Source organism: Rubrilithobacter danxiaensis, assembly GCF_047272945.1.
Lineage (GTDB): Bacteria > Bacteroidota > Bacteroidia > Sphingobacteriales > Sphingobacteriaceae > Rubrolithibacter > Rubrolithibacter danxiaensis.
Map to the genome: position 1 here is coordinate 13,164 of NZ_JBKOPS010000005.1, position 15,762 is coordinate 28,925.

General features: G+C 38.4%; 12 protein-coding genes. 6 read left to right on the plus strand and 6 right to left on the minus strand.

Annotated elements, in window-relative coordinates:
• Positions 1 to 3 precede the first annotated feature (3 nt).
• Positions 4 to 4,377: a translocation/assembly module TamB domain-containing protein gene (locus ACLCDL_RS07385; RefSeq protein WP_423147643.1), complete on the minus strand. Its 4,374-nt coding sequence runs from the start codon at positions 4,375 to 4,377 to the stop codon at positions 4 to 6.
• 102 nt (positions 4,378 to 4,479) lie between these two features.
• Here ACLCDL_RS07385 and tsaD point away from each other — a divergent pair, with 102 nt between their 5' ends.
• Positions 4,480 to 5,481 (plus strand): tRNA (adenosine(37)-N6)-threonylcarbamoyltransferase complex transferase subunit TsaD, encoded by a 1,002-nt coding sequence (tsaD, locus tag ACLCDL_RS07390; RefSeq protein ID WP_423147644.1) that lies wholly within the window; start codon positions 4,480 to 4,482, stop codon positions 5,479 to 5,481.
• Positions 5,482 to 5,533: 52 nt separating this feature from the next.
• Here tsaD and recA read toward each other — a convergent pair whose 3' ends face one another.
• The 4 genes from recA to ACLCDL_RS07410 form a co-directional block, all read right to left on the minus strand.
• A complete protein-coding gene (recA, locus tag ACLCDL_RS07395) occupies positions 5,534 to 6,544 on the minus strand; it encodes a recombinase RecA (protein WP_423147645.1) in 1,011 nt (336 codons plus the stop codon).
• Between the two features lie 101 nt (positions 6,545 to 6,645).
• Positions 6,646 to 7,383: an endonuclease III gene (nth, locus tag ACLCDL_RS07400; protein WP_423147646.1), complete on the minus strand. Its 738-nt coding sequence runs from the start codon at positions 7,381 to 7,383 to the stop codon at positions 6,646 to 6,648.
• Positions 7,384 to 7,459: 76 nt separating this feature from the next.
• Positions 7,460 to 7,660, minus strand: coding sequence for a hypothetical protein (locus tag ACLCDL_RS07405; protein ID WP_423147647.1), 201 nt, complete (start codon positions 7,658 to 7,660; stop codon positions 7,460 to 7,462).
• A 76-nt stretch (positions 7,661 to 7,736) separates the two neighbouring features.
• Positions 7,737 to 8,321, minus strand: coding sequence for an RNA polymerase sigma factor (locus tag ACLCDL_RS07410; RefSeq protein ID WP_423147648.1), 585 nt, complete (start codon positions 8,319 to 8,321; stop codon positions 7,737 to 7,739).
• 255 nt (positions 8,322 to 8,576) lie between these two features.
• On the opposite strand from ACLCDL_RS07410, the gene uvrA reads away from it, so the two are divergent.
• The 5 genes from uvrA (at position 8,577) to ACLCDL_RS07435 (ending at position 14,704) form a co-directional block, all read left to right on the plus strand.
• A complete protein-coding gene (gene uvrA, locus ACLCDL_RS07415; RefSeq protein WP_423147649.1) occupies positions 8,577 to 11,372 on the plus strand; it encodes an excinuclease ABC subunit UvrA in 2,796 nt (931 codons plus the stop codon).
• Positions 11,373 to 11,470: 98 nt separating this feature from the next.
• A complete protein-coding gene (locus tag ACLCDL_RS07420; RefSeq protein ID WP_423147650.1) occupies positions 11,471 to 12,415 on the plus strand; it encodes a sulfite exporter TauE/SafE family protein in 945 nt (314 codons plus the stop codon).
• 22 nt (positions 12,416 to 12,437) lie between these two features.
• Complete coding sequence (locus ACLCDL_RS07425) at positions 12,438 to 13,607, plus strand: trans-sulfuration enzyme family protein (protein WP_423147651.1); 1,170 nt, start codon at positions 12,438 to 12,440, stop codon at positions 13,605 to 13,607.
• A 2-nt stretch (positions 13,608 to 13,609) separates the two neighbouring features.
• On the plus strand, positions 13,610 to 14,023 hold the full coding sequence (locus tag ACLCDL_RS07430) for an OsmC family protein (protein WP_423147652.1): 414 nt from the start codon (positions 13,610 to 13,612) through the stop codon (positions 14,021 to 14,023).
• A 63-nt stretch (positions 14,024 to 14,086) separates the two neighbouring features.
• Positions 14,087 to 14,704 (plus strand): lysine transporter LysE, encoded by a 618-nt coding sequence (locus ACLCDL_RS07435; RefSeq protein ID WP_423147653.1) that lies wholly within the window; start codon positions 14,087 to 14,089, stop codon positions 14,702 to 14,704.
• Positions 14,705 to 14,707: 3 nt separating this feature from the next.
• On the opposite strand, the gene ACLCDL_RS07440 is transcribed toward ACLCDL_RS07435, so the two are convergent.
• Complete coding sequence (locus ACLCDL_RS07440; protein ID WP_423147654.1) at positions 14,708 to 15,754, minus strand: DUF2157 domain-containing protein; 1,047 nt, start codon at positions 15,752 to 15,754, stop codon at positions 14,708 to 14,710.
• Positions 15,755 to 15,762: the final 8 nt, after the last annotated feature.

The following is a 15,762-nucleotide window of genomic DNA, read 5'->3' on the forward strand; positions in this document are numbered from 1 at the left end:
CACTTATCTTTTAGATTTTATTTCAGGTTCATCCGGTTTTGTAGCAATGGGCGAAGAAGGGTTCTGTGGGTTTTGTTTCCGACGTTCTTCTCTTCGCTTATTGCCGATCAATAGCCTAAGGAACTCATTTGCGTTATCAAACTCCTGTCGAAAAACCAATCCGATTGCACTTACATATTCGTTGTTATAAGAAAGATCAAGAAAGCTTCTGTTATTTAACCTGTTGGAAAATCGCAATACAAGACTTCCATCTCTTTTTAAAAGGTAAAGCGCTTCTACATCGCGGGCAATAGAATTTCCGATAAAGTTATAATCGTATAACTCGGCTCTTCTGTCTGTAACACCATAAGTGAAAACCAGGCGGTCATTTAAAAAACGAAAGGAAGCACTTGCTTCGTTAAATGACCGGATATTTAAATCCACGAAGTTAAGATTAAGCGATTGTGCGAGTATATTATTGAACTGGTTAAATAGCAGTTCGGTACCTGCACTTGCTAATGTAGAACTTGCTGCTCCTAAATTTAAGTTTAAGCCCGTGTTAGGAGAGAAAGAGCGGCGTACAATTAGGCTCAAAGCTTGCTGGTTTTTATTGTTTACATCGCTTAAAAATCCTTGAAGTTCGTCTTTTACATAGGCATCGGTAGGGAAGTTAAGATCGAAAGAAATATCAGGCTTTAGCAGATCGCCATTCAGGTTCATAATTGCTTCCGCCTGTACACGTTTGTCATCGTCGGAAGGAAGGCCGGCAGCCTGGTAAAGTGGCTTTACACTGGTACGTACACTATACACAGCTTTTAAGCTGATCTGGGCATGCATGGGGTCTCCTGTCCAGCGGATAGAACCTCCATGTCGTATGTCAAATATCTTATTTATAAAATCCTGTGCAGTAAATTCAAACTGTCCTTCTGAAATCAGGTAATCACCTTTCATTTCAAAATCGCCTAAACTGGTTATCCTTAAATTTAAGGCGTCAGACTCTCCTTTTCCGGTAAGTTTTCCAATATCTGTATAAATGTTCACCTCTGTATTCCGATCTACAGCGAGGTTAAAATCCATTACAAGCCCTTTAAATGTGTTTTGCTTTTTAGGAGGGGGAACATTGCTGGAATCTTTTGAAACGAACGTGATAAAATCATTCTCACTTACAGTTTCTGATGAATTGAGGGGAATATTAAATATGGTACCTGCTTCTGTTTTCGCATCAATATTAATATGCATATTATCCGTTGGCCCTTTGAAACTGAAAGTTCCGGTTCCGTAGGCTGTACCATAATACAGCGGATTGTCTTTTGCCCGTGTATTTAAAGCCATGAAATTCCGGGCAGTAATAATTACATCTATGTCAGGATTATTCGGGTTTTTCATGTCGACAGTGCCGTTAGCAATTGCCTCATGATTTTTTATATCCTTCAGTATCAGATTATCCAGTAAAATAACGCTGTTTTGTACAGTAACTTCATCATTAATATGATAAGGAGTTTTAAGGTAGTTAACGATGAGACCAGCGTTATTCAGCTTCAAAGTACCATCAATTTGAGGATTAAAGATTTTGCCTGTCAGTTTTAGATCTGCAGAAACTGTGCCTGTTAAATTAGATACCAGTCGCTTTAAAAATGGCTCAAAGATTATGAGTTCGCTGTTGTCCATACTCACCGTCATGTCTAAACTGTTTTCTTCGGCATTGGCGTTGTAAGTTCCGGCAATATTTAATGTTTTAAGATGCTCTTTCTGAATGTCGAGTACCACATTGACAAGTTTCGTTTCATTATCAAAGTCGGCTTTAAGCTGTAGGTCTCCTACTGAAGTATTATTCATTATCAGGGAGGATACCGAAAGATTGGATTCGATTCGGGGCGTTTTTAATACCGAGGCGATATCAATTCCACCATTAAGCTCTCCTTTTAAATCAATACCTTCTCCTTTGGTTAGGGGATTAAAAGTTTGCAGGTTAAACTTGTCGAATTTTACATTCAGTTTTTCTTTCGGATCCTGAGAAATTATCCCATCTATTGTTAGAATCTGCTCATTGTGCGATAATTCAAAGTCCTTAATGGTAGTTTTGCCGGCGTCGAATCCTATACGCACCTGCTCTTGAATTTTCCAGGTCTCCCTGTTAATTATCACATCAGAAGGCAAAATGCTGAAAAGGGCAGATGAATCTCTTTTAAATTGTACCAGTCCGTTTAAGTCTAACTGGTTTGTAGCATTTTTATCAGATAATTTGATGTTTAGGTTTAAACTGTCATTTTTAAGAACGTTCGCAATATTTACATTTTTAATGTATAAACTATCTGTTATATCAACCCTGTCTGAACTGATAAAGATGTTGAGCGCTTTATCTGTTGTTGTTTCGTCAATAATAATGTTGTTTACTTTTACGCCCTTATATTCGGCTAATTTAGCGAAGGCGTTAAAAGTAGCTGAGTTTTGATCTGACGTAAATTTTCCGTTCATTAATGCACCTTGCGGGAGCTTTAAATGCGGGAAGAACAAAGTGCTGAGCGGATCAAAATATTTCAATTCTAATTGAAAATCAAAATTCTGCGGAGAAGGCTTTACCGTTTTTGCCTGCAGGGAAGGAACGTATTTTTTTGCTACGGTTAAGAAATAGGAGGGCAGCGTATTGATATCATACTCCCCGTTAATACTCGCATCCAGGATGTCAGAATTAACAGTTAAAGACCGATTCTTGCCTGTTCCATTTGCCGATAATTGCAGCGTCTGGATAGCAAAAGTAGTTTTTGGGCTGGTAACTTTTATCTGCCGAAGAGCCAGGTTTCCTTGTATATTTCCAAGATTATTGCCTGTAAAATTTGTTTTAAAATCGGCATCTACCTGCAAAGTGTCTTTCGTTAAATTTAAAACATTAAGTTTTGCGTTTCTTAATTCTGCCGTGAAGTTAAATTCTGGCAAAGCAGGGTTCAAATTAATGTTCCCGTCAAAATCTAGCTTAATATTCGCATCATTTACTTTAATTTTCCCGGCAAATAAATTGCGCTTAAAGCTGCCGTCAACCTGAATGTTGTTGTAGCGGTAACCTTTATAGTCAAGATATGTAATATTGCTGTTTAGCTGTTCTGCCAACTGTTTTTTATCAAAACCTTCGCCTTTGATTTTAGCAGTAAGGGTAGTTCGGCCTAAATTTGCATCATTTAAAAGATCTCCTATATTGAAATCAACCGCCTTAATAGTTCCTTCGTATACAGGCTTTTTCAGAATTTTCATATTCACATCTGAGATAAGCCGGCCTAAACGCGTTTTAAACTCGCCATAGGCAATAAAATCTTTTGGGAACCCTGTAAATCTGCCTTTAAAATTGACGTTTCCGAATTTTTCAACTATTTCAGGAACCTGCGCTTGTTTGGAAGAAGTTAAGGCAGAAACGATGAAATCGGCATCTTTTTTATTGGTATAGATCTGGTCAAAATCCAGATCAAGGAATGTTTCACTGATTTTTGGTAAGCCTTTTATATTAAAATTACCCTTTAAATAAGTCGTCTGCCCGGCTTTTACCGAAAAGTTCCTTGCTTTAATGTTGTTTACATACCCGCTTAAACTTCCCTCAACACGCACATCCAATTTAATCTGCCCTACCTGTGGTGCGAAATAGGCAATATCCTGCGGATGTAAATACGTATCTTTAAGATTAGCCTTAACTCTTACCTTTCGGATAAAATGGCCGAAATCTCGAAATTTTTTATACGACAATTTTACGTAATCGGTAAGCCGTGTATCAGCAGTTTGGAGTAAAAGTTTTTTAAACTCCATCTGATTGGTATCAATAGTTGCGTTTGTGCTGAGGTTTTTAAGATAGAAACCGCTTTTTTCGTAAAAGGAGAGATGTTTTACATCAAATTTTGCCAAGTGGTTCCGGGTATCAAGATGAAGGAAAGTACCGTTCAAATTTTTAAGCAGGATGTCATCGAAATTGATCCCGTTAATAACAGTATCAACCCTGAAATTTTTATACCTGAAACCAATATTATTCAGTACGATCTTTTCCAGATTAATATCATACGGCTTCCTTTTCTTCTTTTTTTGAGTGCTTGGAGTTCCTGTATCAAAATAATTGATGATAAATTGCAGATTGGTCGTTTTATCTTTATAATCTTTTAAGTAAAACATGCTGCTATCCAGCTGCAATGTATTTATTGTGATTTTTCTTTCATCTAAAGAAAAATAGCCAATGTCAACAGTAAGTTTGGGTGCATAAAGCAGCGTGTCTTTTTGCAGATCCTGTACATAGAGCCCTTCCAGTACCAGTGATTTGAAGGGTTTAATATAAATACCTTCCAGATCAATACGGGTATGCAATTCCTTCGACAGGTATTTGGCGGCTTTTTTAGCTAGATGTGTTTGTACTGTTTTAAATTGCAAGGAAAACAGTAAAGCTGCCAGCAATAATATGATTGCTGAAAGAATCCATAGGCTTATTTTAAGTGTTTTTTTAATAATTTTGAAGCTTTAAATAACTCTGCTTTGGCTACTATTCTCGCTATTGAATCATCCTGTGACGAAACTTCTGCCGCGATATGTATTGACGGTAAAATCGCATCAAATATTATTGCAAATCAAACTATTCATCAAAAATATGGAGGTGTTGTGCCCGAACTTGCATCACGGGCGCATCAACAGCATATTATACCTGTTGTTCACGAGGCTGTAACCGTTGCAAAAATACACAAAAATGAGATTGATGCAGTAGCATTTACACGTGGTCCTGGCTTATTAGGTTCACTTTTAGTAGGAACTTCCTTTGCAAAAGGCTTTGCACTTGCCCGAAATTTGCCGTTAATAGAAGTAAATCATATGCAGGCGCATATTTTAGCTCATTTTATTGACGAGCCTAAGCCTCAATTTCCATTTTTATGTCTTACCGTCTCTGGAGGCCATACACAAATTGTGCTGGTAAAAGATTTTTTTGAAATGGAAATTGTGGGAGAAACTACCGATGATGCGGCAGGTGAAGCCTTTGATAAAACGGCCAAAATTTTAAACCTGCCTTATCCGGGAGGCCCGTTGATTGACAAATATGCAAAAGAGGGTAATCCCCATGCTTTTCAGTTTCCCGAACCTCAGATTACGGGACTCAATTTTAGTTTCAGCGGATTAAAAACCTCGATATTATATTTTGTAAAAGATCGTTTAAAAGAAGATCCGGATTTTTTAGATAAAAATATGGCTGATATTTGTGCATCGGTACAATATCGTATTGTAACGATTTTACTTGCTAAGCTGAAGCGGGCTGCCAAAGAGCTTGGAATCAACGATGTTGCTATAGCCGGTGGCGTTTCAGCAAATTCAGGATTAAGAAATACGCTGCTTGAGTATGCCGAAAAATATAAATGGCAGGTGTTTATCCCCAAATTTGAGTATTGTACGGATAATGCTGCAATGATTGCTATTGCCGGATATTATAAATTCCTTGAAAAAGATTTTGTGGGTCAGGATGTGGCTCCATTGGCCAGAATGATTTTCTGATAAATAAAAAAGTCTCTGATTTTTCAGAGACTTTTTTATTTAGTGATTCATTTTATGCTTTTTCTTCCAGCTTTTCACCGGTAACAGTTTCTTTAATTTTCTCTTCCAGTTCATCCATCAAATCGGGATTATCCAGCAACAGTTGTTTAACAGCATCACGTCCCTGTCCTAATTTTGTGGTGCCATAGCTAAACCAGGAACCGGATTTTTTGATGATGTCAAAATCAACGCCTAAATCTATTATTTCGCCCGCTTTTGAAATTCCTTCACCAAACATGATGTCAAATTCTGCTATTCGGAAAGGAGGTGCTACTTTGTTTTTAACTATTTTAACTTTTACTCTGTTTCCTGAAACTTCATCTGTATCTTTTATCTGTGAAATACGGCGAACATCCAGTCTTACTGAGGAGTAGAATTTCAAAGCATTTCCCCCAGTTGTTGTTTCAGGGTTTCCAAACATTACACCTATTTTATCCCGCAGCTGGTTAATGAAAATACAGCAGCAGCCGGTTTTAGATATTGTTCCGGTAAGTTTTCTAAGTGCCTGTGACATTAAGCGGGCCTGAAGTCCCATTTTTGAATCACCCATTTCTCCTTCAATTTCACCTTTGGGAACAAGTGCTGCAACCGAGTCGATTACAATAATATCAATAGCTCCCGATCGAATTAAGTTATCGGCAATTTCTAATGCCTGTTCGCCATTATCCGGCTGAGAAATCAACAGGTTTTCAATATCAACTCCCAGCTTTTTAGCGTAAAACTTATCAAAAGCATGTTCTGCATCGATAAAGGCGGCAATTCCGCCTTGTTTTTGTGCTTCAGCTATCGCATGGATAGCAAGTGTGGTTTTACCGGATGATTCGGGCCCGTAGATTTCGATGATACGACCTTTTGGCAATCCGCCAATTCCCAGTGCAATGTCAAGACTTATAGATCCGGTTGATATGGACTCTAATGGTTCAACTGCAGTGTCCCCCAGTTTCATTATCGTCCCTTTTCCGTATGACTTTTCTAATTTATCAAGTGTTAGTTGTAATGCTTTCAGTTTGTCCGGATTGCTCATTATTTTAGTATTTCTATTTGCAAATTTAACAGTTATATTTAATAATGCTAATAATTTTAACAATTAATTATCGCATCGCCAAATAAATGTAGTAAAATAAATCAAGTTTTTGACTGGTATTTTTTTAACTGTCGGGCTATTTTTTCGGGATTTTTTAATGGCGGAGTTCCCTGTTTAGTCAATTCTGTACGTGCTGTAGTTTTTAATTGCTGTTCATAATATTTGCAGAAATCACGTATAGGGCAGATTTCGCATTTTGGCCTTCTTGCCACGCAGATATACCGGCCATGCAAAATCAGCCAGTGGTGGGCATGTCTGATGGTGTTGGTTGGCAGGTATTTAACGAGTTGTTTTTCTACAGCCAGCGGAGTTCGGGCATTCTGGGTTAATCCTAGCCGGTTAGCAACTCTGAAAACATGGGTATCTACCGCCAGGGCAGGCGCCTCATATATTATAGAAGCAATAACATTGGCGGTCTTTCTGCCAACGCCGGGCATTTTTTGCAGGTCATCAATATCAGAAGGAACGACGCTATCGAATTCTGATACCAGTATTTTAGCCATGCCTACCAGATGTTTTGATTTATTATAAGGATAACTTACACTTTTTATAAATTCAAAAACTTCTTCCGGTGTAGCCTTTGCAAGTAGTTCGGGAGTCGGATACTGTTTGAAAAGTGCCGGAGTAATCAGGTTGATTCGTTTATCTGTACATTGAGCAGACAGAATCACTGCTACTAATAATTCGTATGGGTTTGAAAAGTTTAATTCCGTTTGAGCATTGGGCTGGTTTTCGGAAAAATAATCAACAAAAGCCTTAAAGCGTTCTTTTCGTAACATTAAAAGATCGGGTTAATTGAGAGAAAAATAAAAAAGAATTTAAACAGCTAAGTTACTGTTTAAATTCTTTTTAGACTCAAATTCTTTTAAGGCGCAGGCGCTTAGAATAATTTAGAATAGATGTAATCGTATCGCCGTGAGGTTGCTTTACCAATTTATTCAGATCCTCCTTTATTGAGGATAAAAATTGTTCGTCTTCTTCACTTATACTTTCCATAGATCCGTCTTTCTGAATACTTTCAGGTGCATTTGATGCAGGAGTAGAAGTTCTTACCATAAGCAATATTTTTACTAAAAATAACGATATTGCTTATGTTTTATTTTACTCTGTGAAAGTTTTTAGAAAAATTTTTCTAATGTTTAAGGCTTAACTCTTTTTCAGTTATCATCTTTCGAAGATTATTAAGAGCATAGCGCATTCTTCCCAGGGCCGTATTGATGCTTACATTGGTTATTTCGGCTATTTCTTTAAAGCTTAATTCTCCAAAATGACGCATTATTAAGACTTCTTTCTGGTCTGACGGTAAAAGATGAATCATTGCACGAAGGTCTTTATGCGTTTGTTCCCGCACCATACGTTCTTCCATGCTTTCGTCGTAGAATTTTAATACGTCAAAGATGTCAAATCCGTCTCCGTTTGTAATTACCGGAGTTCGTTTGTCTTTCCTGAAATGGTCTATAACGAGGTTGTGTGCAATGCGCAATACCCACGGTAAAAACTTGCCTTCTTCGTTATATTTTCCAGCCTGTAAGGTGTGAATAACTTTAATAAATGTATCCTGGAAAATATCTTCTGCCAGATAAGTATCCTTTACCAGTAAATATATAGATGTGTAAATTCTTGATTTGTGTCTTTTAATTAATTCTTCTAAACCCAAATCTTGCCCTGTGACATACAGGTCGATCAATTCCTGATCGGTTTTTGTTTGAAGCTTCATAGGACTCCTACTTTAAATTCCCCTTTAGTTAATCTTTCTTGTTATTTAAGTAGAGTAGTATCGATATGTTATCTCCTATTTTTAGTATGAAACTTTTTTAAATGTATTTCAAATAAACTGATTTTTTCTGTCATGTGCAAGAATAATTTTCAAAAAATCAGTTTTAACATCTAATACTATATTTTTGCATTTTAAACAAAAGAAGTAGTTCTTCAGTATTCTTTATACATAAAAAAAGCCTTCATCGGGTTTCTCATGAGCAAACAGTTTGAAACGAATCCTCAGAATTCTATTATTATAAAAGGTGCAAGAGTGCACAATTTAAAAAACATCGATGTAACAATACCTAAAAACAAACTGGTAGTTGTTACCGGAATGTCGGGTTCGGGAAAATCGTCCCTGGCTTTTGATACCTTATATGCCGAGGGGCAGCGCCGGTATGTAGAAAGTTTGTCTTCCTATGCCCGACAGTTTTTGGGCCGCATGAATAAACCCGATGTTGATTATATTAAAGGAATTGCCCCCGCAATTGCCATTGAACAAAAAGTAATTACCAGTAATCCGCGTTCAACAGTAGGCACTTCTACCGAAATTTATGATTATTTGAAATTACTGTATTCCCGTATTGGTAAAACATTTTCGCCTGTTTCGGGGAGAGAAGTTAAAAAGGATACTGTTACAGATGTGGTAAACTTCATCTCGGAGCTTTCGGATGGAACAGCTGTTACAATTACCTGTCCTTTGCATCCTCATAATAACCGTTCTGTAAAAGAAGAGCTCGCTATTTTGCTTCAAAAAGGTTTTTTACGGGTGTATCTGGATGATAAATTGGCAAGAATAGAAGAATTACTTGAAGATGATTCTGTAAAAGACAATACGCTTCAACCGGGGCGGATAAAAATTGTAATTGACCGTATAACCGTAAATCAGGAAGAGGAGACCTTGAGCCGAATTGCAGATTCGGTACAAACTGCATTTTTTGAAGGAAAGGGAGATTGTCTTGTTGAAGAGAATGAGCAAACACATGTTTTTTGCGATCGGTTTGAGTTAGACGGAATACGTTTTGAAGAGCCTAGTCCAAATTTCTTCAGTTTTAATAATCCTTACGGTGCCTGTAAACGGTGTGAAGGATATGGTAAGGTAATTGGCATTGACGAGGATCTTGTAATACCGGACAAAAGCAAGTCGGTTTACGACGGTGCAATTGCTCCATGGCGTGGAGAAAAAATGAAGGAGTGGCTGGATAAGCTGGTTAAAAACGCTCTTAAATTTGACTTCCCTATACACCGGTCGTACAATCAGCTTACTGACGAACAGCAACAGGTATTATGGACGGGAAATCAATATTTTTCGGGGTTAAACGAATTTTTCAAACACCTGGAAGAACAGACCTATAAAATACAATACCGCGTCATGCTTTCACGATATCGCGGAAAAACAACCTGCCCGGAATGTAAAGGAAGCCGCTTGAGGCAGGATGCTTCCTATGTAAAAATAGCCGGGAGATCTATAATTGACTTAGTGCTGATGCCTTTGGATACGGCCCTAGCGTTTTTCAATGAATTGGAACTGAATGAACGAGAGCAGAAGATTGGCCGCAGGCTTCTAACAGAAATTACAAACCGGATCAGGTTTTTAAACGATGTAGGACTAAGTTATCTCACGTTGAACCGTCTTTCAAATACACTTTCCGGAGGTGAATCGCAGCGTATCAATCTGGCAACTTCTCTGGGCAGTTCATTAGTTGGCTCTGTTTATGTACTCGACGAACCCAGTATTGGTTTACACCCCCGGGATACGCATCGTTTAATTTCTGTGCTTAAATCTTTGCGGGATGTAGGAAATACAGTGCTGGTTGTGGAACATGAAAAGGAAATTATGGAAGCTGCAGATCACCTGATCGACATCGGTCCAGCCGCAGGAACTCAGGGAGGTGAACTGATTTTTGAGGGCACCTATGAGGAGATCACTAAAGATGCCAACAGTTTAACTGGTTTGTATTTAAGCGGGGAAGAGAAAATTGAAATTCCAGGCAGAAGAAGGGTATGGACAGATTTTGTAGAGATAAAAGGAGCAAGAGAAAATAATCTTAAAAATGTAGATGTAAAGTTTCCGCTTCATGTATTAACATGTGTTACCGGCGTTTCAGGATCGGGTAAAACGAGTTTGGTAAAGCGAATTCTTCAACCGGCTTTGCAAAAAGCAATAGGGAATTATTCTGGAGAACAAACCGGAGCGTATGATAGTATTGAAGGTGATTATGATAAAATCAGGCAGGTGGAACTGGTCGATCAGAACCCAATAGGGCGTTCTTCGCGTTCCAATCCGGTTACCTATGTAAAAGCCTGGGATGAAATACGAAATTTATTTGCCTCACAGCCTGCCGCGAAAGCTTCGGGTTTAAAACCTGCTGCTTTTTCATTTAACGTAGAAGGCGGCCGTTGTGATGTTTGTCAGGGAGAAGGAGAGGTGAAGATCGAAATGCAGTTTATGGCTGATATTTACTTGCCTTGTGAAGCTTGTAACGGACAGCGGTTTAAACAGCATGTGCTTGATATAAGCTACAAAGGAAAAAACGTTTCAGAAATACTTGATCTTACCATTGAACAAGCGCTTGAGTTTTTTAAAGACGAGCCGAAAATTCTTAATAAGTTGCAGCCGCTTTCTGACGTTGGACTCGGTTATGTTCATTTAGGCCAGTCGTCCAATACTTTATCCGGAGGGGAAGCGCAGCGTATAAAACTTGCTTCTTTTCTAATTAAAGGAAATAATAGCAGCAATACTATTTTTATTTTTGATGAGCCTACCACCGGGTTGCATTTTCATGATATCAAAAAATTATTAACTTCTTTTCAGGCCTTGATAGAACAAGGAAATACGATTATTGTTATAGAGCACAATATGGACGTTATTAAGTCTGCCGACTGGGTTATCGATATTGGCCCTGAGGGAGGTGATAACGGGGGAAATATTGTGTTTGAAGGTGTTCCTGAACACTTAATTAACATCCCCGATTCATACACAGGAAAATTTTTAAAGGCACAATTTTAATCACGAAGTAAGAAAAACGTATTATTTCATAATACTCTATAAAAATCGTAGAGTTTGTGTACTTTTGTGCCGGTTTACAAAAAACTTTATTTGTAAGTATGAATATCAGCGATAGTTCTGAGCAAAATTCAACAGTTGTGGCTGTAGCCGAGGCAAAGAAAAGTATGAATATAAAATACAGGTTATCAATTCTTCTGGGTATTTTGATAACCCTGTTTTTGTTGTTTAAAATTCTTTGGAGCGAGGTTCCTGATTTTAAAATATATGTTGAGGAAATTAATCCTCATTTTTATTATTTCCTTGCTGCAGGATTCATTTTTGCAATGATTGATGGCGCTATCGGAATGTCGTACGGTGTAACCTCAACCACTTTCGCTTTATCTATGGGAATTCCTCCCGCTTCAGCAAGTACAGCAGTGCACTTATCGGAAGTTTTAAGTAACGGAATTGCAGGCCTCATGCATAAGCGAATGGGGAATGTAAATAAAAAGCTACTGAAAATGTTGCTGCTGCCAGGTATTATCGGGGCTGTATTAGGTGCTTATCTGTTATCTTCCCTGGAACATTACAGTCATTATACTAAACCCGTTGTTTCCATTTATACATTTATTCTTGGAGCTGTTATTTTAATTAAAGCCTTTAATTCAAGAAAAAAAGACGGTGTTAAAAAAGAAAAGATTAAAAAAATAGGTCTTTTAGGCTTTGGCGGTGGTTTTATCGATGCTGTTGGCGGCGGCGGCTGGGGATCTATTGTATTATCTTCACTGATTGCCGGAGGGAGACATCCACGGTTTTCTTTAGGAACAGTGAAATATTCGCGGTTTTTTGTAGCAGCATTAAGTTCTCTTACGTTTGTTACCATGTTAAATACACCGCACTGGGACGCTATAATAGGCCTTGTAATTGGCAGTGCTATTGCTTCACCTATTGCTGCCCGTGTATCGAATAAAATTTCGGCAAAATCAATTATGGTTGCAGTAGGAATTATTGTTGTTTTGGTTAGCCTGAGAAGTATTTTTAAATTTGCCCTTGCTTTATTTTAAAAAGCAGGGAAATCAACACTTAATGAAAGAACAATCCAAATTAATTCGTACTCAGGCGAAAAGATCGTTTAACAGAGAACACTCTGTACCGTTATATTTAACATCCAGTTTTATTTTTGACGATGCCGAGCAGGGGCGGGCAATCTTTGCCGATGAAATGGAAGGAAATATCTATTCCCGCTATTCAAACCCCAATACTTCTGAATTCATTACGAAAGTATGTGAACTTGAAGGGGCTGAAGCAGGTTTAGCATTTTCTTCGGGGATGGCTGCGGTTTTCGCTTCAATGGCGGGATTGTTAAAGTCAGGAGATCATGTTGTAGCCTGTCGTTCAATTTTCGGGTCTACTCATCAGTTATTAAACCAGCTGTTTCCCAGGTGGGGAATTACAAGTACTTACGTGGACGCTTTAAAACCAGAAGAATGGGAAGCAGCAATTCGGCCGGAAACAAAAATGATCTTTTTGGAAACGCCATCGAATCCCGGTTTAGAACTTGTTGACCTGGAATGGCTGGGTGGTTTTAAGGAAAAATATCCTCATATAATTTTAAATGTAGACAACTGTTTTGCTACTCCCTATCTGCAAAAACCAATTCAATACGGGATAGACCTGGTTAGCCATTCTGCTACAAAATACATGGACGGGCAGGGACGGGTTTTAGGCGGCGTGGTTGTTGGACGCAAAGATCTGATGAAGGAATTGATGTTTTTTATCCGCCATACCGGTCCGGCGATGTCGGCTTTTAATGCCTGGCTTCTTTCTAAAAGTTTAGAAACATTAGCGATTAGGATGGACAGGCATTGCAGTAGCGCCTTAAAATTGGCCGAAATGCTGGAGCAGCATCCCGAGGTTGAAGAAGTACGGTATCCTTTTTTACCCTCTCACCCACAATATCAGCTGGCAAAAAAACAAATGAAACAGGGCGGAGGAATAGTAACTTTTGTTATTAAGGGAGGATTTGAACGGGCGAAACGTTTTATTGATTCATTGCAAATGATTCTTTTTACCTCTAATCTCGGAGATTCAAGAACAATTGCAACACATCCTGCTTCTACCACACATTCAAAATTGGCGGAGGAAGAACGCAGCCTTATCGGTATTCAGCCCGGATCTATCCGTATATCGGTAGGATTGGAAGATTCTGATGATATTATTTCTGATATTCAACAAGCCTTAGATAGCTCTAAATAAGTATGAAAGTAGAATTAAAAAGATTAAACGATGCGGTTCATTTTGAAGCGAGTGGTTCAGGGTCAGTAAAAGTACATATTGATGGCTCGCCGGAAATTGGTGGCCAGGGATTAGGTGTACGCCCCATGGAACTGGTGCTTGCTGCGCTGGCTTCATGCAGTTCGCTGGATCTGGTATCAATTTTAAAGAAACAGCGCCAGGAAGTAAAAGATTTTACAGTTAGTGCACAAGGCGACCGTGCAGATAAAATACCGGCGGTGTTTACTAAAATCCATCTTGATTTTAAACTGAGCGGCGATATAGATCAGGCAAAAGCTGAAAAAGCAGCAGAACTGGCAGTTAAAAAATACTGTTCTGTACATGATATGCTTGCTGCAGGGGGAGTTGAAATAACTTATTCTATCTCCATTAATTAATACGTAGCAAGCGAATATGGAGTTAGGATTTTCATGTGGCAAGTGCTGTAATATTTCCTACTAATGCTCTTCCTGACTTTTTTTGTTGCTATTGTCATTAATTTTTTCGGTTACATCCCTCTTGGAAATATTAATCTTACTACTGTACAGATAGCAGTAAACCGGGGAGTAAAGCAAGCGCTTTATTTTATAACTACCTTTTCCATTGTAGAAGGTTTTTGTACCTACGTGTTAATGCGTTTCGCGGAATGGTTTGCTTCCAATGAAAAATGGCTTTATTTACTTGACTGGATACTTATTGTCGTTTTTTTAATCCTCGGTTTTTTAAGTTTAAGGGCTTCTACGCATCCAAAGCAGGTTCAGTTCAGAAAACGAGACAGTGTACGTTACGGGATAATTTTAGGCATTTTTAATCCGATGCAAATTCCTTTCTGGATGATTGGAGGGACGTATCTTATTTCGCACCACTGGATTACTACGGCGGGATGGGGACTGCAGATATTTTCAATAGGAGCGGCAATAGGTGCATTTATCTGCCTGTACTTGTTTGTTCGTTTTGCCCGGTATATTCAGGATAAGTTTGCGTTAAGTAACCGTATTATAAACAGGAGCATTGCCTTTGTCTTTTTTTTACTGGCCGCCCTGCATATAATTAAACTTATCTGGGTGTTTTTTAAATGATTATTACTTCTTTAGAAATTCCAGGTTCCATATTTTTTCCGCTTTTCGGCCTATAAGCCAGAAAGAAACCGCCAGAATTCCAAAGAAGATGGTTTTATCAGTAATGTCCCACAGGTATTCAAAATACCGGGTATAGATGTTTATGAGCAGAAAGATAATTCCAAATTCGCGGGCGATAGGTTCCTTTCTTTTTAATCCGTAAAGCATAGATCCGAGAGATACCATAGAAGAAATTACGCCCCAATAAATAAGGTCTGACTGTTTTACTTTTACCCAGTCTTCCAGTGTTCCGAAATTTCCGAAAATAGATAGAAGCCAGAGCGAGATAAAAAGATACATCAGGCCAATGATATATGTGAGATTATCAAATTCTTTTAATTTGCCTTTTTGGGTAATAAACAAGCGACAGACAACGAGTAAAGCGCCGAAACAAACAAAGCGGAACGGGTAATTCATTCCTAAAAAGTAATTGCTCCAATTGGTTTGGTAACCGGTTTCGGTGCCGAACCAGCTGCCTAAAGAGATAAGTGCAAATGCCCAGATTAGCTTTGAGTTGAATTTAACTGCTAATATTCCATATACAAGTACCGAAAGCAGGAACAGGATTGAAAAGTGTCCGGAACCATTATCAAGCGCCTTACCAAGGAAGGCAATACTGCTTGCGGTAAACAATACGCCCATAAAAACCACCGCCTCATTGCTGAAAACATGCTGCGGGTTTTTTCGCTTTTGTGTTTGTCCTTTATAAAAAAGAAAGGCAGCAATTGCAGCGGATAGAATGCTGATTGCTATATCCGGCGTATTATAAAGTTTTTTCAGGAAGTTTATTACTGTATCATCAATTACAAGGGACGCAATAGCAATGATACCACAGGCGAGAGCAACCCAGAAAGAATATTGAGCCAACCTTTTCCAATCAAAACCTTTTACTTCGTACGACTCTTTCAAAGACTGGCCTGTCTCAGCCGAAATCACTCCTTCTTTTTGCCAGTGATCAATGACGTTTTCTAAGAAGTCCTTTTCGTGCTTGTCTATGTTTAGTCTGGACACACACTAAT